Annotated in this window: 18 protein-coding genes; 10 read left to right on the top strand and 8 right to left on the bottom strand. The window is 62.0% G+C overall.

From position 1 onward, the window contains the following. The first annotated feature begins 17 nt into the window (after positions 1 to 17). The 6 genes from QME84_07285 (at position 18) to QME84_07310 (ending at position 3,374) form a co-directional block, all read left to right on the top strand. Positions 18 to 245 (top strand): hypothetical protein, encoded by a 228-nt coding sequence (locus QME84_07285; GenBank protein ID MDI6874069.1) that lies wholly within the window; start codon positions 18 to 20, stop codon positions 243 to 245. A gap of 3 nt (positions 246 to 248) precedes the next feature. Continuing rightward, positions 249 to 428: a hypothetical protein gene (locus tag QME84_07290; protein ID MDI6874070.1), complete on the top strand. Its 180-nt coding sequence runs from the start codon at positions 249 to 251 to the stop codon at positions 426 to 428. Between the two features lie 84 nt (positions 429 to 512). Continuing rightward, a complete protein-coding gene (locus QME84_07295) occupies positions 513 to 1,451 on the top strand; it encodes a glycyl-radical enzyme activating protein (GenBank protein MDI6874071.1) in 939 nt (312 codons plus the stop codon). 9 nt (positions 1,452 to 1,460) lie between these two features. Then, the gene (locus QME84_07300; GenBank protein MDI6874072.1) at positions 1,461 to 2,390 is read left to right on the top strand and encodes a glycyl-radical enzyme activating protein; all 930 of its coding nucleotides are present in this window, start codon (positions 1,461 to 1,463) and stop codon (positions 2,388 to 2,390) included. A 142-nt stretch (positions 2,391 to 2,532) separates the two neighbouring features. After that, positions 2,533 to 2,688 carry a benzylsuccinate synthase gamma subunit family protein gene (locus QME84_07305; protein MDI6874073.1) on the top strand — a complete coding sequence of 52 codons (156 nt, stop codon included), beginning with the start codon at positions 2,533 to 2,535 and terminating at the stop codon, positions 2,686 to 2,688. A 338-nt stretch (positions 2,689 to 3,026) separates the two neighbouring features. Continuing rightward, entirely contained in the window at positions 3,027 to 3,374 is a 348-nt protein-coding gene (locus QME84_07310; GenBank protein ID MDI6874074.1) for a hypothetical protein, read from the top strand. Between the two features lie 201 nt (positions 3,375 to 3,575). Here QME84_07310 and QME84_07315 read toward each other — a convergent pair whose 3' ends face one another. Next, positions 3,576 to 4,361 (bottom strand): biotin--[acetyl-CoA-carboxylase] ligase, encoded by a 786-nt coding sequence (locus QME84_07315; GenBank protein ID MDI6874075.1) that lies wholly within the window; start codon positions 4,359 to 4,361, stop codon positions 3,576 to 3,578. Positions 4,362 to 4,613: 252 nt separating this feature from the next. Here QME84_07315 and QME84_07320 point away from each other — a divergent pair, with 252 nt between their 5' ends. The 3 genes from QME84_07320 to accC all read left to right on the top strand — a co-directional run bounded on the left by QME84_07320 (position 4,614) and on the right by accC (position 8,568). Beyond that, positions 4,614 to 5,216 (top strand): biotin transporter BioY, encoded by a 603-nt coding sequence (locus QME84_07320; GenBank protein ID MDI6874076.1) that lies wholly within the window; start codon positions 4,614 to 4,616, stop codon positions 5,214 to 5,216. Between the two features lie 165 nt (positions 5,217 to 5,381). Then, a complete protein-coding gene (locus QME84_07325; GenBank protein MDI6874077.1) occupies positions 5,382 to 7,223 on the top strand; it encodes a pyruvate/oxaloacetate carboxyltransferase in 1,842 nt (613 codons plus the stop codon). A gap of 4 nt (positions 7,224 to 7,227) precedes the next feature. After that, positions 7,228 to 8,568, top strand: a complete 1,341-nt coding sequence (gene accC, locus QME84_07330) for an acetyl-CoA carboxylase biotin carboxylase subunit (GenBank protein MDI6874078.1) — start codon at positions 7,228 to 7,230, stop codon at positions 8,566 to 8,568. A 109-nt stretch (positions 8,569 to 8,677) separates the two neighbouring features. Here the strand turns inward: accC and QME84_07335 are convergent, their stop codons facing one another. The 5 genes from QME84_07335 to QME84_07355 all read right to left on the bottom strand — a co-directional run bounded on the left by QME84_07335 (position 8,678) and on the right by QME84_07355 (position 13,104). Further along, complete coding sequence (locus tag QME84_07335) at positions 8,678 to 9,574, bottom strand: DMT family transporter (GenBank protein ID MDI6874079.1); 897 nt, start codon at positions 9,572 to 9,574, stop codon at positions 8,678 to 8,680. Between the two features lie 164 nt (positions 9,575 to 9,738). Beyond that, on the bottom strand, positions 9,739 to 10,869 hold the full coding sequence (locus QME84_07340) for a hypothetical protein (GenBank protein MDI6874080.1): 1,131 nt from the start codon (positions 10,867 to 10,869) through the stop codon (positions 9,739 to 9,741). A 17-nt stretch (positions 10,870 to 10,886) separates the two neighbouring features. Next, positions 10,887 to 11,099 carry a hypothetical protein gene (locus QME84_07345; protein MDI6874081.1) on the bottom strand — a complete coding sequence of 71 codons (213 nt, stop codon included), beginning with the start codon at positions 11,097 to 11,099 and terminating at the stop codon, positions 10,887 to 10,889. Positions 11,100 to 11,233: 134 nt separating this feature from the next. Beyond that, complete coding sequence (locus tag QME84_07350) at positions 11,234 to 12,370, bottom strand: hypothetical protein (protein ID MDI6874082.1); 1,137 nt, start codon at positions 12,368 to 12,370, stop codon at positions 11,234 to 11,236. Positions 12,371 to 12,699: 329 nt separating this feature from the next. After that, positions 12,700 to 13,104, bottom strand: coding sequence for a hypothetical protein (locus QME84_07355; GenBank protein MDI6874083.1), 405 nt, complete (start codon positions 13,102 to 13,104; stop codon positions 12,700 to 12,702). A gap of 693 nt (positions 13,105 to 13,797) precedes the next feature. Between QME84_07355 and QME84_07360 the strand changes: the two genes are divergently transcribed. Further along, a complete protein-coding gene (locus QME84_07360; GenBank protein MDI6874084.1) occupies positions 13,798 to 15,117 on the top strand; it encodes a M20/M25/M40 family metallo-hydrolase in 1,320 nt (439 codons plus the stop codon). A gap of 24 nt (positions 15,118 to 15,141) precedes the next feature. Here QME84_07360 and QME84_07365 read toward each other — a convergent pair whose 3' ends face one another. Both QME84_07365 and QME84_07370 read right to left on the bottom strand, forming a co-directional pair. Next, positions 15,142 to 16,206: a hypothetical protein gene (locus QME84_07365; protein ID MDI6874085.1), complete on the bottom strand. Its 1,065-nt coding sequence runs from the start codon at positions 16,204 to 16,206 to the stop codon at positions 15,142 to 15,144. Positions 16,207 to 16,822: 616 nt separating this feature from the next. Then, positions 16,823 to 17,653 (bottom strand): arsenite methyltransferase, encoded by an 831-nt coding sequence (locus tag QME84_07370; GenBank protein MDI6874086.1) that lies wholly within the window; start codon positions 17,651 to 17,653, stop codon positions 16,823 to 16,825. Between the last annotated feature and the right edge of the window lie 81 nt (positions 17,654 to 17,734).

Below are 17,734 nucleotides of genomic sequence, written 5' to 3' on the forward strand. Positions count from 1 at the left end.
AGCAGCAACCGGAGAAGATGGTCACCTGTTCCAGGTGCGGAAGGTCCGGCTCTTTAGCCGAGTTCGCCTACGTGGGGCAGGCCGTGGAGGTGGGACCCGTTTCCCTGAGGCGGTGCCCTGCCTGCGGTGAACTCCTGGTCGTGGACGAACTGGAGCTGGAACGGGATGGATCATCATCTCCCGGTCCCTGGGGACTGAGCGACATCTGGGGTAGAAAATTTACCTGTAAGAACGGGGAGGTGTGAACTGTGGTCAAGTGCGACAACTGCGGATACCAAGGGGTGAAGTCGGAGTTCCGTTACCTCTACAACACCACCCTGGACGCGGAGACAGCATACCGCGAATGTCCGCAATGCTACGCCTGGGTGGTGGTCAACGAGCTGCAGGAGGAAAAGGCCGAAAAGGAGCTCCAGAAGGGAAAAGCCTGATTCCCCCGTGGGAGTTCACGCTTTTTCCTGTGACGCTTTCCGGCTTCCCCGGCGTGTCGAGAGAAACGGAAAAGGAGTCCTTTCATGCCCGAGCAGGTATTAATCACCAACATCCAGCGCTATTCCATAAACGACGGGCCGGGAATCCGCACCACCGTCTTCCTCAAGGGCTGCAAGCTCAACTGCGCGTGGTGCCATAACCCGGAGTGTATCCATTTTTACCCGGAGATCTACTGGAAGCCCTCGCTCTGCCGGCAGTGCGGGATATGCTTCGACGCCTGCCCGAGGGGTGCCATACAGCCGCCTATTCCGGTAACGGGGGAAGAAGACAACGAGCACTATTACAAGATCGACCTATCTCTATGCGACCACTGCATGGAGTGCGTGGAGGCCTGCTTCTACGGCGCCCTGGTGAGGGTGGGAGAGCCGAAGACGGTGGAGGAGATACTCGACGAGGTGGAGAGGGACATGCCCTTCTACCTGAACTCGGGAGGAGGCATGACGGTAACGGGAGGCGAGCCCACTGCCTTCCCCGAGTTCACCCTCGAGCTCCTGCGCAGAGCCAAGGAACGAGGGATTCACAACTGTCTGGACACCAGCGGGTTCTGCGCCTGGGAAATCCTGGATTCCCTGCGCCCCTACGTGGACATCTTCCTCTACGACATCAAGTGCATGAGCGCCAAGCTGCACGTCATGCGCACCGGGGTGAACAACTCGCCCATCCTGGCCAACCTGCGCCGACTGGTGGAGGTGGGAGCCGAGGTCATCGTGCGCGTCCCGGTGATTCCCGGCTTCAACGATTCACCGGAGCACATGGAGAGGGTGGCCGATTTCCTCGCCGACCTGGGGTCCTCCATAGTTCGCGTGGACCTACTCCCCTTTCACAACTGGTGCCAGGACAAGTATCGCTGGCTGGGAAGGGAATGGGAATACCGGGACGTGGAAAGCCTGGCCGCGAGCGAGATAAGCGACCTGCAGGACATCCTCAAGGAACGCGGGCTGGCGACCACCATCGGAGGATGAGGCGGTAAGATGGGAAGCGGCGAAACCTCGGGCTACGTCAACGACATCCAGTTCTATTCCCTGAGCGACGGGCCGGGGATACGTACCACCGTCTTCCTCAAGGGATGCCTACTCAACTGCCGCTGGTGCCACAACCCTGAAGGCCACCGCCGATTCCCAGAGGTCCTCCCCTATCGCAACAACTGCACCGGGTGCGGTAAATGCCTGGAGGTGTGCCCCTCCGGGGCCATCGAGATGGAAGGCCCCTGCCTGCCCCGTATCCGCCGTGAACGCTGCATCGACTGCTTTCGCTGCGCCGAGGCCTGCCCGGAACAGGCCCTTGTGGTGTGGGGAAAGCTGATGACCGTGGACCAGGTATTGGCGGAGGTGGAGAAGGACAAGCCCTTCTACAAGCATTCCGGCGGAGGGCTCACGGTTTCCGGCGGAGAACCCCTGGCCCAGCCGGAATTCACTCATGATCTCCTGGCGGAGGCCAGGGCAAGGGGAATGAACACCGCGCTGGATACGTGCGGGTTCGCCCCCTGGGAAGTGCTGGAAAAGGTGCTGCGCGTCGCCGACCACGTGCTCCTGGACCTCAAGCACATGGATTCCGCGGCGCACCGCGCCTACTGTGGGGCTCCCAACGATCTCATCCTTGCCAACGCCCGGCGCCTGGCGGAAGAGGCCCGCGAGCTGCGCTTCCGGATCCCCCTCATCCCGGGCTTCAACGACGGGGAGGAAAACCTCGCCCGCACGGCGGATTTCATTCGCGGGTTGTGCCGCAATGGGAAGGAATGCGAGGTGGACATCCTGCCTTATCACCCTTACGCCGGAGCCAAGTACCGCATCTTCGGACTGGAATATCCCTTCCCGCGGGGAGAGGGATACCCCGAGGAAAAGCTGTGCGGAATTGTGAAGATCTTCACCTCCCGGCGTCTCACGGTCACCGTGGGAGGTTGAAATCATGGAGGGTCGTTGGCCAAGGCGGAGGCCGGGCACCGGCAAGGCGGAACGGGCGAGCGTGGAACGATGAGAGCGTTCGGGAATTCGCGATGGAGATCGACACTTGGTTGAACGCTGCAATGGAGCAGGAGGTGCGACCATGAGCTGTGGAGATTGCAAGTGGTTCTTCCCCCTGGAAGAAGACCCCAGCAGGGGAGACTGCGTGCGGCGCGAATCGGACGGAAAGAGCGAGTACTACACGGCCAAGCCCCATAACGCCGACGACGCCGAGTGCGAGAACTTCGAGGCCCGCTGAGGGCGCGCAACGAACGGCGGGGGTCTTGCAACCCGTGGCCCGCTCCCGGGAACCTCGACGCATGCGTTGGTGACACGATAGTTGGCGGGTGGAAGAGGGTAACAACGCTGCCTTGCGCCATCCCGCAAGGTATTGACCGGTATGTTCTTGCGTAGTAACGTCCGCCGCCGCAAGAGCCTCCCGGCCTGGATGTAATGCACAAGTTCAGCTCCGGCGGCGGTAAGCAAGAATCGGTCCGCGAACGCAAGGGGGGAGACGGGTTGACCCAGCTTGATCCACGCGAAAGGAAAAATGGAACATACCGGGTCGTGTAACGGCAAATGACAAGGAGAAAAGCCATGCTCATTACCTGTGATCGCTGCGGCTATGAAGGCGAGGGCGCGGAATTCCGGCATATCGGCAACGTGATGTGCTGCGGCCCGCTCATCTTCCGGGAGTGCCCGAGCTGCGGCAACCCGGTGATTTGCGACCGGCAGGAGATGCGCGAGGAGATCGAGGACACGGCGCGGGAGCTATCATGTCGGGTGGAGTCGGCCATCGCTTCCGGAGACGCCGCTCGAGCCAGGGCGCTGCTTAAGGACCTGTCCTTCCTCAATCAGTGCCTCAACCTGGAAGCCATCGACGAGTACATCCGCCTGAAAAAGAGGGAGATTCGCTTCCTGGAAAGTACTTCCACTCCGCCATGATGCCGAAGTCGTGGCAGGCCATAGCGGAGGGAGAAACCGACCCGGGTTCAAACCACTCCCGCCGTCGCGAAGCTCGTTGGCCGGAATCCCTCTTACCGACACATGGGTCCTGGGCAAGGGAGAAATCTCGTTGCCGGGCTTGGCAAGTTCGCAGGTAGTGATTTTCCTGTTTCCGCGCATCCGGCGTTGCGGACCGTGCTCTCAGTCCGGCAGCGGGGCGAGATCGCCCGCGGACACCGGGAGGACCTTCCCCCCCACCTCGAGCAACAGGTTGCCCAGCTCGTCGACCCCCACCAGAAGGCCCTCGAGTAGCGCGCCCCTCCTTTCCGGCGCCACCTCCCCTTCCTCCCGACCTCCGCGCCTCAGGCCGCATATGACAAAATCTTCCACCACTACCTGCCGCCCGCGGTAAGCCAGGTTGGCGCGGTATTCCTCCACCAGGTTTCTCCCCTCCTCCCGCAGCCGATTTTCCATTTCGCCGAGAAGGGCGTGCAGAAGTTCCTCGACGCCCCAGAGCCTGCCTTCCTCCAACAGCAGGGAGGTGGGCGGAAGCCGAGCCGGAAAATTCAACTCCTCCGGCAGGTACCCGACGTTTAAACCCAGGCCCACGATGAGGAAATGGTCCCCGTCCCGGCGGAAGGACTCGGTGAGCACGCCCCCCACCTTTCTGTCCCCGTAGACCAGGTCGTTGGGCCACTTGCAGAGGGGCCCCGCACCTCCCAGCCTCCTCACCGCCGCCCGGGCCGAGAGCGCCGCCAGCGCCGCGGCACGGAAGGGCTCCACGTCCCGGAGTGCCAGGCTCACCAGAAGGCTCTTTCCGGGTCGGTCCAGCCAACTCCGGTCCATCCTCCCGCGTCCCGCCGTCTGGTGGACCGCGGTCACCACCAGCCCTTCCGATGCCCCCCGGGCCAGGAGCCTCCTGGCCTCCAGGTTGGTGGAGTCCAGGCTCTCGTAACGACGCACGTCCCAATGGATATCACTGCCCAAGGCGACGAGACCTCCGCTGGGTAGTGGCCCGACCTTCCCGCAATCAGCACGGTTGCGGGCTGGAAGGGCGGCTGCTCCGCCACGCTTCACGCTGCCGGGGTGCGCTTCCCGCTTCGTTTCGAGAGCCGGGGCGACCCTCGAAACCGATTTTTCATAAAGTTCACCTTTACTAAACTTAAATTCCGCGTAACCTATTGACAATGCGCATGTTTTCCTATACAAATATAACAAACTTCCAAAGGAGAGAAACCCATGAAAACAGCTCAAGCGGGAAAGTTTACACCAAAAACGGCCGCTCTTGAATGGGAGTGGGTGGCCAATGCCGTGCTCTTCGCCGCCCTCACCGGCATGGGCGCCATCATCAGGATTCCCTTAAGTCCTGTCCCGGTAACCATGCAGGTTTTCTTCGTCCTCCTTTCCGGGTTGGTGCTGGGGCCGTTCTGGGGGATGGCCAGCCAGATGACCTACCTGGTGATGGGAGCCTGCGGGGCTCCCTTCTTCGCCGCTCCTCCCCATGCCGGTCCCCTGGTGCTCTTCGGGCCCACCGGAGGATACCTGTGGGGCTTCGTGCTGGCGGCTGGCTGCGCGGGGTGGGTCTCGCGAAACCTCCCGAGCCGTATCCGGCTCCGTGGAACACCCGCCCGCATCCCGGTCATCGCCGCGTCTCTGGCCGGTATAGCCATCATCTACGCCTGCGGGGCCTCCTGGCTCGCGACCTGGCTTGCCATGCACGGCAAGAAAGCTTCACTGGCCTTTGCGCTGGGGGTAAAACCCTTCATTCTCGTCGACGTGGCCAAGGCCGCGGCGGCGGCGGCGGTCGCCCACCTCATCCCGGGAAAAAGGTCCGGCACCTGAGGGCCGCGGAAGGCATCCGGATTTACCCGGTGAATTTACACGGTGTAGCGTGGGTCTTCCGGGAAAGCGAAGGGCTTTACCGCCGGGAAAGCCGTGCTTCATGAAAATAAGGCGCGGGAAAGATTACAATGGTTTCGAAGGCCCGAATCCGGTGAAGGGGTGAAAATGGATAAAAAGAAAAGGCTGGTGATGGTAACCGACACCACCCTCCGGGACGCCCATCAGTCCCTGTGGGCCACCCGTATGCGCCTCACCGACATACTACCCATCGCCGAGCGCATCGACGAGGTAGGTTACCATTCCGTGGAGGTCTGGGGCGGGGCCACCTTCGACGTCTGCATGCGTTACCTCAACGAGGACCCCTGGGACCGCCTGTACCGCATCCGGGAGAAATTCAAGCGAACCAAGCTCCAGATGCTCCTGCGCGGCCAGAACCTGGTGGCCTACCGTAACTTTGCCGACGACCTGGTGGAGGAATTCATCAAGCGGGCGGTAGCCGGGGGGATCGACATCATCCGCATCTTCGACGCCCTCAACGACGTGCGGAACATGCAGAAATCCATAGAGGTCACCAAGCGCGAGGGCGCCCACGCCCAAGGCACCATCTGCTACACCATAAGCCCGGTCCACACCATCGAGGGTTACGTGGAGACGGCCAAGACCCTGGTGGAGATGGGGGCCGACTCCATATGCATCAAGGACATGTCCGGCATCCTCGCCCCTTACGTGGCCTACGAACTGGTCAGGCGCCTCAAGGAAGCGGTGGAAGTGCCCGTCCAGCTCCATTCCCACGCCTCCACGGGAATGGCCTCCACTTCTTACCTGAAGGCCATCGAAGCGGGCGCGGACATCGTGGACTGCGCCGCGGCGCCGCTTGCCCTCTATACCAGCCAGCCGGCCATAGAGACCCTGGTGGCTTCCCTCAAGGACACGGAGTACGAGCTGGATTTGGACTTCGAGGCCATCCGCGACGTGTCGGAATACTTCGAGGTGGTGTCCAAGAAGCGCAAGCTGATGGGTGCCGAGCAGCCCCTCATCGACATCACAGTTATCTCCCACCAGATACCCGGCGGCATGGCCACCAACCTCATCGCCCAGCTGGAGCAGCAGAACGCCCTGGACCGCATGGAGGAGGTCCTGGAAGAGATTCCCAGGGTAAGAAAGGACATGGGCTACCCTCCCCTGGTAACCCCTACCAGCCAGCTGGTGGGAACCCAGGCCGTCTTCAACGTGCTCCTAGGGGAAAGATACAAGATAATCCCGCGCGAGATCGTCAACTACGTGAAGGGCTATTACGGAAAACCTGCCGGGCCCATAAGCGAGGAGCTCATGGAGAAGGCGCTGAAGGGCGAGAAGCCCATCACCTGCCGGCCGGCGGACCTCCTGGAGCCTGAGCTACCGAAGGCCAAGAGGGAGCTCGACCCCTCCCTGGTGGAGAAGGAGGAGGACTATATCTCCTACGCCATATTCCCGGACGTGGCCCTCAAGTTCTTCCAGTGGAGGAAGAACCCGGTCATCGACGAGGAGGAGGAGGAGCCCCCGCAGAAGGCCATGGAGAGGCGGGAAAGGGCCATGCTGGACGGGACCTACCTGGAGGAGCTTTCGGCGAAGCTGGCGGACGTGGTCAGCGAGGGGGTGAGCAGGGCCCTGCAAAACCTGACAGTGACCATAAGCTTGGGGGGGCAGGTCGCGGCGGCGGAGGCGGCCCCGGCCCCTTCCCGGCGGGCGCAGGTGGCGCAACTGGAAAGGGAGGAGCTGGGGTTGGTACAGGTGAGGTCCCCCATGGTGGGTACCTTCTACCGCACCCCCTCTCCCGGCGCGCCGCCCTTCGTGGAGGAGGGCGACGAGGTCAAGGAGGGCCAGACCCTCTGCCTCATAGAGGTCATGAAGCTCTTCAACGAGATACCCTCCCCAGTGGACGGCCGGGTGAAGCGCATCCTGGCCGAGCACGGCAAGGGCGTGGAATACGACGAAGTGCTCATGGAAATCGAGCCCTCGGGAGGGTAGAAACTTGTTCAAGCGAGTGCTCATCGCCAACCGCGGCGAGATAGCTCTGCGTATTCTCCGGGCCTGCAGGCTCCTGGGCCTGGAGACGGTAGGGATCTACTCCAAAGCCGATTCCGACGCCGTACACCTGAAATACGTGGACCGGAAGGTGTGCGTCGGTCCGGCCGCCAGCGGAGAATCCTACCTGAACATCCGGAACATCATCGGTGCTGCGGAGATCAGCGGCGCTGACGCCGTCCACCCGGGATATGGCTTCCTGGCGGAAAACGAGGAATTCGCCCGAGCCTGCCAGGAAAACGACCTGGTCTTCATCGGGCCCTCCCCGCAGGCCCTGGCCCTGATGGGCCACAAGGCCAAGGCCCGGGAGACCATGGCCGAAGCGGGAGTTCCGGTGCTGCCCGGCCTCACCTCGTCCGACCTGGACGAGTCCACAGCCCTCAAGGTGGCCGACGAACTGGGTTACCCCATCCTGATCAAGGCCTCCCTGGGGGGAGGGGGTAAGGGTATGCGCGTGGTCCACGACCGTCAGGAACTGGTAAAGGCCTTACCCCTGGTCAAGGCGGAGGCCAGGCATGCTTTCGGATCCGAGGAGATTTACTTGGAAAAGTTCCTGCGCCGGGCCCGCCACGTGGAGATACAGGTCCTGGGCGACAGGCACGGCAAGGTCATCCACCTGAACGAGAGGGAATGCTCTATCCAGAGGAGGAACCAGAAGCTGGTGGAGGAAGCGCCTTCCCCCGCCGTGAATTCCGAGCTGCGAAAGAGGATGGGCGAGGCGGCGGTGCGGGGCGCCGCGGCCATCGGCTACGACTCCGCGGGGACTATGGAGTTCCTCTTGGACGAGGAGGGGAACTTCTACTTCATGGAGTTCAACGCGCGCATCCAGGTAGAGCACCCGGTCACCGAACTGATAACCGGCGTGGACCTGGTGGTGGAACAGATACGCAACGCCATGGGAGAGCCCATGTCCCTGAACCAGGAGGACATCCGGGTGAACGGCCACGCCATCGAGTGCCGCATCAACGCCGAAGATTATCACCGCGACTTCCTTCCCACCCCCGGGATAATCGAGAAGTGGACGCCACCGGGCGGACCCCACGTGCGCGTGGACACCCACTGCTACCAGGGTTATCACGTGTCCCCCAACTACGATTCCCTGCTGGCCAAGCTCATCGTACACGGCCGGGACCGGGAGGAGGCCCTGCGCATCCTGGAGCAGGCCCTGCGGGAGTTCGAGATAGAGGGGGTCTCCACCCTCATCCCCTTCCACCTGCGCCTGCTCTCCAACCCGGACTTCCTGGCCGGGAACTACCATACCCGCTGGGTGGAACAGGAGATGTTCTGAGACGGAGGGACACAGCTCTTCGGGACGGCACGAACCTCGCCCCCTGGAACCCGGTGCTCCGGGAAAGAACGCACCTACAGCTTTATATATTTTCTTCCAAAGGTCCGGCCTAGCCCCGCTCCGGGACCCACGCCCGGCGGATGACCATGGCCCCGGCCAGGATGATGAGCAGACCTCCTGCCAAATCCTGCCATCCCATGCTCTCCCCCAGGAACAGCAGGCCATAGAGCATAGCGCTGGCCGGCTCAAGGTAGGCGATGATCCCCACGTGTTGAGCCTTCACCTTCTTCACCGCGAACACGTACAGCAGGCCCGCCAGCCCGGTGTGCACTAGGCCCAGCACGATCAGGGACGCCCAACCCCGCGGGGAGACCGTGAAATCGCGGAAAGCGCAGAAAGGCAGGAGCAAGGATGCGTTGACCGCCGTCTGGTAAAAGGTCACGGTGAGGGTCGGGGTGTCCTCGCGAAGGTACTTGAGGATGAAGAGGAGCAGGGCATAAGATACCGCCGAGCACAGGGCATAGGTTATTCCCGCCGCCGGAGAACCGGTCCCGGCCTTGGACCTGGTGAGCGAGATCAGCCCCATGCCCGCCAGGGCCAGGGCCAGGGCTAGCAGGGTCGTTCCCTCCAACCTCTCCCTGAGCACCAGGGGGGCCAGCAGCGCCACCAGCACCGGGGCGAGGTAGGTTATAAACTCCGCATCCCCGATGGGCAGGTTGTTCAAGGCCTTGAGGAAGAGCACCCAGTGCAGGGTGAGCAGCGCTCCGCTCGTCAGGAGGAGCACCGGGTGCCCGCCGAGCCGAAAATCCCCCGTCCTCCCGCTCAAGGCCATCACCGCCGCCAGGAAGGCCGCGCTGATCATGGAGCGGATGAAGACCACGAAATGTTCGCTGCCCGGAAGGTCTATCCACCGCAGGAAGACACCCACCGACCCCCAGAGAGCCGCAGCACCGGCGATAAGGAGATATTCGAGACCCGCCGCTCCCCTTCCCTCCCTCGCTTCCAATCTTCCACTCTCCTTTCCCGTCGGTTCAACGTGTTCTGAAAATACTGCGTCGGCAACAAATCCGCGAGAAATTCTCCGCTTTCACCCCACCTGGTTGGTGGTAACCCTGATGACGGAGGGCTGGGGAGAGGAACCCACCCCGCGTTCCATCACCGGGAGGGGGATCAGGCTGCCCTTATGGAGATGGATAACCGTCCTTCTTCGTTGAGTTCCCACTCGGCGATGGTGCTCTCGTTTCCGGAGGTGATCTCGTAGAAAGCCTGGGTCATGCCCACCATGAAAAGCTCCAGGCAGGCGTTGTGGAGCGTCATTTCCAGCTTCTTCCTATCCCCTTCCAGGGAAACCAGGTAACCCAGGCCCCTGCGGGCCATGTGCATCTTGAGCATGCCGGTTATGGTGGAGACCAGCTCCCGGTCCACCCTTTCGTGTATGTAGCGCCTGTGCGCCTCCACCACCGCCCTTCGAAGGGCCGGTCCGTGTTCCTCGGCCAAGTCATCGAACACCGCCTCCAGGGCCAGGGGGCCGAAGACGGCCACCCTCCTTCCGGTATCCGAGGCGGTGATGATCCCCCTCTCCAGGTCCCAATGGTACCCGGAGATGAGGGAGGGAACACCGCAGGAAGGGCACTTTTCGTGTTCCACGTCCCCGGCTACGAACTCGTACCTTTTTCTGCGCCTCAGCTTGCCCCCGAGCTCTACGGGGTGTTCGGAGGGAAAGAGGTGCAGCCTGAAGACGTCTTCTTCCATCTCCTCCCCCTCTATCCACATGTCCAAGCCCTCGAAGGCTTCGACGGTCCCCAGGATGTCCGCCTTCCAGAGGGGAACGGAATAAGGATACCTCATCACCAGCCGGCGCCATGGATAAGGCTCATCCTCCGCCCAGTCCACGGATACCTCCCCGTACCCGAAAACGCGGGCCACGCCGGAGACCCTTTCCACCAGGTCCTCCCTTATCCGGACCACGAAATCGGCCATGGCCCGGCTGAGCGGAGAGTCCTTCGCCGTGGGTCCCGCATCGCCCAGAAGAAGGGTGTTCCGGATCTCGAAGGGAAAGCTCCTCTCGATGAACCTCCTGGTCTCCCTGCGCCGGCTCTCCACAACCATCGGCTCTATGCTCCGTCCCAGAATCCCCTCGATTCCCCGGAAGACGTTGTCTATGATGTTGGACTCGTAGATCACCATGCGGTTGTGAGGAGACTGGGCCAGGCTGATCACCCCGCCGCTTTCCCACCGCAGCTCGTTTCCCATCAGGGCGGGAACCCCGCACTGCTCACACCTTTCAATAGGTTGTGCCATTCCGCCCGTGCCCCCCTTCACCAGGCTTTAATAACTTTGATAAGCATGTTCGGGTCTCCATCCTCCGAATACTCCCTTTCGTGGGAAAAATCCTCCACGCCGAGCGCGATCTCGAACCTACTTATCTTCCTGTTTTGATTAATGACCGGTTTGCCAGCTTTACCTTGCTTAACGCTCTTCCCTTTCTTTACTCCCTCAAGCTTGCTTTCCGGGTGAAAGAGGGTTTGCATCTCTAGGGATTTATTCGCCTTCTCGCAGCCCGACCTTGAGTAAATGTCGGAAAGTCTTCCGGCGGATCGACCGGCAGCTCCTCGCGGGCCGCGCCCGGGGAGACATCCCTCAACCCGATATCTGAAGGATACCCCTAAAGAGTGACCTCTATCTCTAGGTCACCGTCGTCGCGCAGGCTCCATCTGACCTCGGAATTCTCCCTGCCCATGGCGATCTCGTAAAGGGCCTGCGCCATGCCCACGTTCAGATAGGGCATACAGGCGTTATGGAGGGTCACCGAGAGGTGCTCTGTGTCCGCTTCGAATCTGGCCACGTAGCCCAGCCCCCTGAGGGCAGCCATGTGCATGAAATCGGTGCCCCTCTTCCTCCAGTTCTCACCCGCGACGCGCGATTTCACGTACCTCCTCTGGGCTTCCACGGCGGCTGCGGGCACCTCATCGCCCAGCTCCGCTTCCAGGTCCTGCAGGACGGCATCCACGGCATGGGGACCGAAGAGGGCCATCCTCCTCCCGCTATCGGTATCGGTTATGATTCCCCTGTCCAGGTCCCAGTTCAAGCGCTCAACTTCACGAGGCACGCCGCATCCCGGACAAAGGTCATAGTGGAGTTCACCAGGCTTGAAAGGGTAGCGCTTTCTCGCCAGGCGTTCCCGGAGAGCCACGGGGTGTTCTCCGGGCTGGACCTCGAAAAGATAGACTCCCTCCTCAAGTTCACGGTAGGTGACGCAGTGGTCCTTGCCCTCGAAGGCCTCCACGGAAGCCAGGCACTCCGCGGCGAAAAAGAGCACCGAATAGGGATTGTGGACTACGGTGGAGCGCCAGGGATGCACGTCACCCTCCTCCCACAGGGGACCCGGCCTGGAGTCCCCGTAACCGTATACCCTGCCTACCTCGAAGACCCTGCCGGCCAGAGCCTTTCCCAGCGGCCCGCGAACCGCCCGCGCCAACCCTTTCAATCCCGGCATCCCGCTGAGGCGCTCGTTGAGTGTCACCAAGGGCCGCCGTATCCAGGCGGGGAATACCCCCTCGATGTACTTCCTCACCTCCCGGCGCCGGCTCTCGATGACGATGTGCTCGATGGAAACGCCGATGAGCTCCTCGATGCCCCGGAAGAGATTGTCGATGATGTTGGACTCGTAAAGAACCATGCGGTTGTGGGGTGCCCTGGCCAGGTGAATGACCCCGTCGCTTCCCCACCGCAGTTCCCTGCCAATGAAGAGCGGCACACCGCAGGAAGGGCATTTTTTCCTGAGTGAAGATCCTCCCGGCATTTCCGGTTCCTCCCCCGGCTCTTTCCCCGGTGGGGTTATAAATATGCGCCATTCATTCCCTGCGCCTCTCCTCCTAAGAGGCGCCCGGTCCTTTTTACGCCGGGTTTAAGTTTATACCAAGTAAACTTGTTGTCAACCACGCAGAGGCAGCCATCATCTTTACGGATTCCCGTGCGGTTTACCATGAACCTGCTGAAGGTGATGGAGATTTTCGTTGGGCGCATGACCTGAGGAGGGCGGTAATGATCATATTCCGATGAGATCACCACGAGGTCTCGGCAGGCGATCTTCCCCTTCTCCTCCACGGCCCTGGTAGCGTTCCCCGCCGCCTAAGGGCCGCCGTAAGGCTCTTCCGATCCGGTTTCGTGTATCATCCATCTCTTTCCATCGTTGCGCAACCCCAGGCGGAACCGACTGCCCCCGCCGTCACGCAATAGTTCCACGTCCACGTAGGCCCTGGAGCCGGTCAGGTGCGAAAGATGCGTCTTCCAGCCCGTGACCGAATCCATCCGCTCCTTCATGAGGCTCAGGTATCCCTCGAAATCCCCTTCCTCCTTAAACCTAGAGGTGACGTGAAGCATCTCCCATGCCTCGCCCAGTCGGCCTTCGTTCAGGGTCAGTAGGTAATGTTCAACCGTCTCGACCGGCGCATGCGCTGCTTGGACGGCCAGAAAGGAGAAGGCGGCCAGGGCCAGCACGGCGAAGGCGGCGGCCATCATAATCCGGGCCAGCAAGCTCCAGGTTCTTCCGCCCATCCCCCCGGAAGGGGGACCGGAAAAGGCGGAAATGCCTTCAGAACCGACCTCTGGAATCGGGCCCGACGCTTCCTCTACCGCAGGCTCATGCGGCCCGCCTCCATCGGGAGATATTCCTTGCGTCCTCCCATGCTTTTCCTGATCGGCTCCCTTGCCCGGGCGATCGTCGTCCTTCCTCCTTCCATTCACCATTACCTTCGCTCCTTGTAGGTCTTGAATGTCCACCTTGCCGCTTGGCCCTCTTTATCCGCTCCTCAAGCCGCTTCGAGCCTCCTTGTCCCTTCCTCGAGGAGATGCCTCTCCGGTAAGTCCTCCCAGCTTTCTCGCTTCTCCATCCCAGCCGACTTCCATACCTTTCCCGGGAGGCCGGAAAGGCGACCCTTCTTCCGCCACGCCGGTTAAAGAGTCGCCTGTGATGTATTTCTTCCATTCCATGGAAAAACTAAACCTGGCCATATTTTCATCGGATTTTTCCACCGGAACTTTATCCGACCGAACCGTACGGGTAAAAGCCGTGCTTGGATAAATGCGACCGGTCTTCCCCGGCGGAACGATACACCCTGCGGGGTAATGATCTCCTTACCTGTGGGAAACCGGATTCCGGCGCCAACGACGTTCTTTCGCATAAAATATATCCATGATCAGTATTCGGAAAGGCGTGAGGGGGCCGTCATGGAGGCAGGAAAACTGGCCGATGAGGCTGTAGAGGTGCTAAGCGCCTACCTACGCGTTGACACCACCAACCCACCCGGCAACGAGGCGGCCGGCGCTTCCTTCCTGGCGGGCGTCCTGCGCGACTACGGACTGGAATACCAGGTCTACGAGACGGCGCCTGGGCGTTCCTCGCTTCTCGCCCGCCTGCCGGGAAGCGGGGAGGGTAAACCCCTCGTCTTCCTCAACCACATCGACGTGGTGCCGGCGGACCCGGAAGGTTGGCAGGTGGCGCCCTTCTCCGGGGAGATAAGCGACGGCTTCGTGTGGGGAAGAGGGGCCCTGGACATGAAGGGCATGGGAGTCATGCAGCTCATGGCCTTCATCGCCGTGGCCGGCGAAAACATTCCGTTGCGCAGGGACCTGGTTTTTTTGGCCGTCGCCGACGAGGAAGCGGGTGGATACGCGGGAGTGAAGCTCCTCCTGGAAAAGTATCCCAGGGAGCTGGAAGCGGACCTGGTGATCAACGAGGGAGGCTACGCCCTCCTGGACCTGGTTCCGGGAAAGCCCTTCTTCATGGTCGCCTGCGCCGAGAAATACGGGCTCTGGCTCCGCCTGCTCCAGCATGGCCAGGGCGGCCACGGTTCCATGCCCACAGGAAAGGGCGCCCTAGAGCTCCTGGTCGTTTCCCTGGCCCGTTTCCTGGAACACAAGAGGCCCCTCCGGATCAACCCGGTGATGCAGGCCTTCTTCGCCAGGCTGGCCGAATACTGGGAGGTCCTCAGGCCTTACCGTGAGGACGGGAAGGCGGAAACCCTGCTGCACATCATCGAGGAGAATAAACTAGACGCCGTACCGGCCCTCAACGCCGTGCTTCGCGATACCGCCAGCCTGAACGTGCTCCATGCCGGCAACAAGATCAACGTCATCCCGGACCGCGCCGAGGCCTTCCTGGACTGCCGGCTCCTGCCGGAGACGGAGGCCTCGGAATTCGAAGATTTCGTGCGTAAGACCCTGGATGGAGAGGACCCGGAAATCCATCACTACCTGGAAATGGAAAAATCTCCTCCCTCCCCCTGGGACGGCGAAATCTACCGCGTGGTGGAGGAGAGTATCCTCGAGTGCTATCCGGACGCCGTGGTCTCCCCTTTCATGCTCTCCGGCCTCTCCGATTCGCGCTTCTTCCGCGCCCGCGGGGTCCCCTGCTACGGCATTATCCCCGCGCGTATCGGCCTCTCCGACCTCCCCCGCATCCACGGCGCGGACGAGCGTATCTCCGTCCGGGACGTGCGAGATGGCGTGTTCTTCCTCCGTAACCTGGCCTTGCGGTTCTGCGCCTGAGGTCCGGGTGCCGGGAAGCCGGTCCTACTGCAGGGCCACCATCTCGTGCAGGGTGGTACCCGTCTCCTCGACGGAACGCCCATCATGGTTCACGCGGAGGGTAAAATCCGACTCGAAGCGGAACCATCCCGGGCGCATGAAACGGTTCACCAACCACTTGACGGCCGGGTTCATGATCACCGGGTTGAGCTCGGAGAGGAAATCGTTGGCGTCTATGATGCGCCTCACGTCCAGTCGCAGGAAGACCCGGTCGGGGATTTCCATTTCCAGGAAAGTGGGATAGGTGCGGTTGGCTGCAGGATGGAAGTCCGGCGGCCCCTCCCTCAGCCGCATCTCCCCGGAGCTGAGAATCACCTCGCCTCCCCGGGCCAGCATGAGCGGCCTGGAGGCCTTCCCCCCGAAGCGTTTCCGCGTCTTCACGTAGGCGTAGAGCAGGGTGTGTTCCGGGGTGTACAGCCTTCCCCAGTACCAGAAGGAGAGGATGCGCCGCATGTCCGCGGTGACCACATTGTGGTCATGGTAGCCTATCCCCCGGGCCCGCAGGGTGGTGCCCCCGTAACGCACTGTTCCCTCCACTTCCGCCCGCGGCGCGGGGACCACCCAGGCGAAGTAACCGCGGTCCCCGTACCTGGTGAGACCCTTTCCGGGTTTCCATCCCGGGACCTGGCTGCGGAAAGTGAGGTCCGCTTCCATGCCCTCCTCGGCGATGTGCAGGTAGTGCACGGGCAAGTTGCCGCCCTCGGGAAACTCGGCGTAGCAGTGGTTGTCCCCCACCCGCACGTCACACTTCTCGGTGGAGGCCTTCAGCTGGGAGTGCGGGAACTTCTTGACCACGGAGAGCTTCTCTCCGTCCGGCTTATAGACATGCAGTTCTATGCCCGGCTTACGGGACATAAGTTCCGAGGCCTGGAGGAAACCAACCACCACGTGTCCGTCATCCAGGCGGGCGTCGAAATACCACCATTCCCCGTAGTAGCGGCTGCTCCTTGCTTCGGGATGCAGGGCGTTCTCTTCGGGAGTCAGAGGAATTATTTCCCCGTCCTTCTCCCCGGGACCTAACCACTCGTCGACAACCGGCTCTATCCTCATCTCTACCTCCCTCTCCGAGACGCCTCGTGCCGTCACTCCGCCCTTTATGGACGGAAACCGTAAATGAAAACCTTCGGCCCACGGATCCACCCGATTTCCCGCTTGCCTCTACCCACGATCCGCCAGGAGAGCCCTGGAACGACAGGGCAGGGACGCCTCGTCTCCTGGTACCATCCATTATAGACAAGATCCCTTGTTCTGTTTTATGCTTATCCCGGGCTCCCCGTGAGTTCAAGGCATCTTCCAATCCCCCGAAGCTCGCCTTGATGCGGAAGCCTGGTGTGGATGACACTGGTGGTTCCAACCCGGCCCCTCACCCGGACGCCCCTTCATTTCCCTCGACACAGGCCGGGCACAGGGATGTTCGCCATGTTCCGGGACCGGGGCCATCCCTCCCCGGAAGCACTCACTTGCCCCCCGAGGCGCCGCGGGGCCCTGGCGGCCAGGCAAGGTGAGCCCCTGCCGGCTCCCTAAGTCGTTCCTCCTGGAAAAACCGGGGAAAGGGTGATCACATGGGAAGAGAGCGGCACCGGGCCTCTTGCCGCCGCGCGCGGGATATGGCGCCGCAAGGTGGTCGAGCGTCATCTTCCCGGTCAGAACCGGGGCCGGGAGGGGATCACCTCGGCTTCCTGGCCCGGAGCCCCAGGCTCCTGACCCCGCGCAACAGGCGGTTTGCCTCCTCCAGGGGCAGCCCGAGTTCGGCGAGCAGCGCCTTGGCAGTAGGGTCGTTGCTCATGAGCTCGATGGGGAAGGGCGATTCCGCCACCACCTCCAGGTTCCGAAAGCCGGCCTGCTCGATCATCTCCAGGTAATCCTTCTTGAGGGCGGCGCCGGAGATGCAGCCCAAGTAGGCGGCCGTCGACTTCCGCACTGCCTCCGGGAGTTCCTCCTCCAGGACGATGTCCGAGACCATGAGCCTGCCGCCCGGCTTGAGCACCCGGTATGCCTCCCGGAAGACCCGGGGCTTGTCCGGGGAGAGGTTGATCACGCAGTTGGAGATGATCACGTCCACCGAATTATTAGCCACCGGGAGGTTTTCTATCTCCCCCAGCCGGAACTCCACGTTGGAGTAGCCGCCGCGCCGCGCGTTTTCCCGTGCCCTCTCCAGCATCTCGGGGGTCATGTCCACGCCGATAACCCTGCCCTTTTCTCCCACCCGCCGGGCGGCCAGGAAGCAGTCCAAGCCGGGGCCGGAACCGAGGTCCAGGACCGTCTCTCCCTCCCGGAGGGAGGCCAGGGCCACCGGGTTTCCGCATCCCAAGCCGAGGTTGGCCCCCTCGGGGACGGATTCTAACTCTTCCCTGGTATATCCAATGCGTATGCCGATCTCATCCGCCCGTGCGGGTCCGCAACAGCACAGCTGGGCAGAGCCACAGCAGGAAGATCCATTTCCGGCGATAGCTCCGTATCCCTCCCTGACCACCTTCTTCACGTCCCTCTCCTCCATCTCTTCCTCCTTATCCAATCGGGTTATCCTCGACCAATCGAGTTGTAAAACGCGTTCTTACCGCACCTGCAGGCAATAACG

The sequence above is a fragment of the Actinomycetota bacterium genome (assembly GCA_030019255.1).
Classification (GTDB): domain Bacteria; phylum Actinomycetota; class Geothermincolia; order Geothermincolales; family RBG-13-55-18; genus Solincola_A.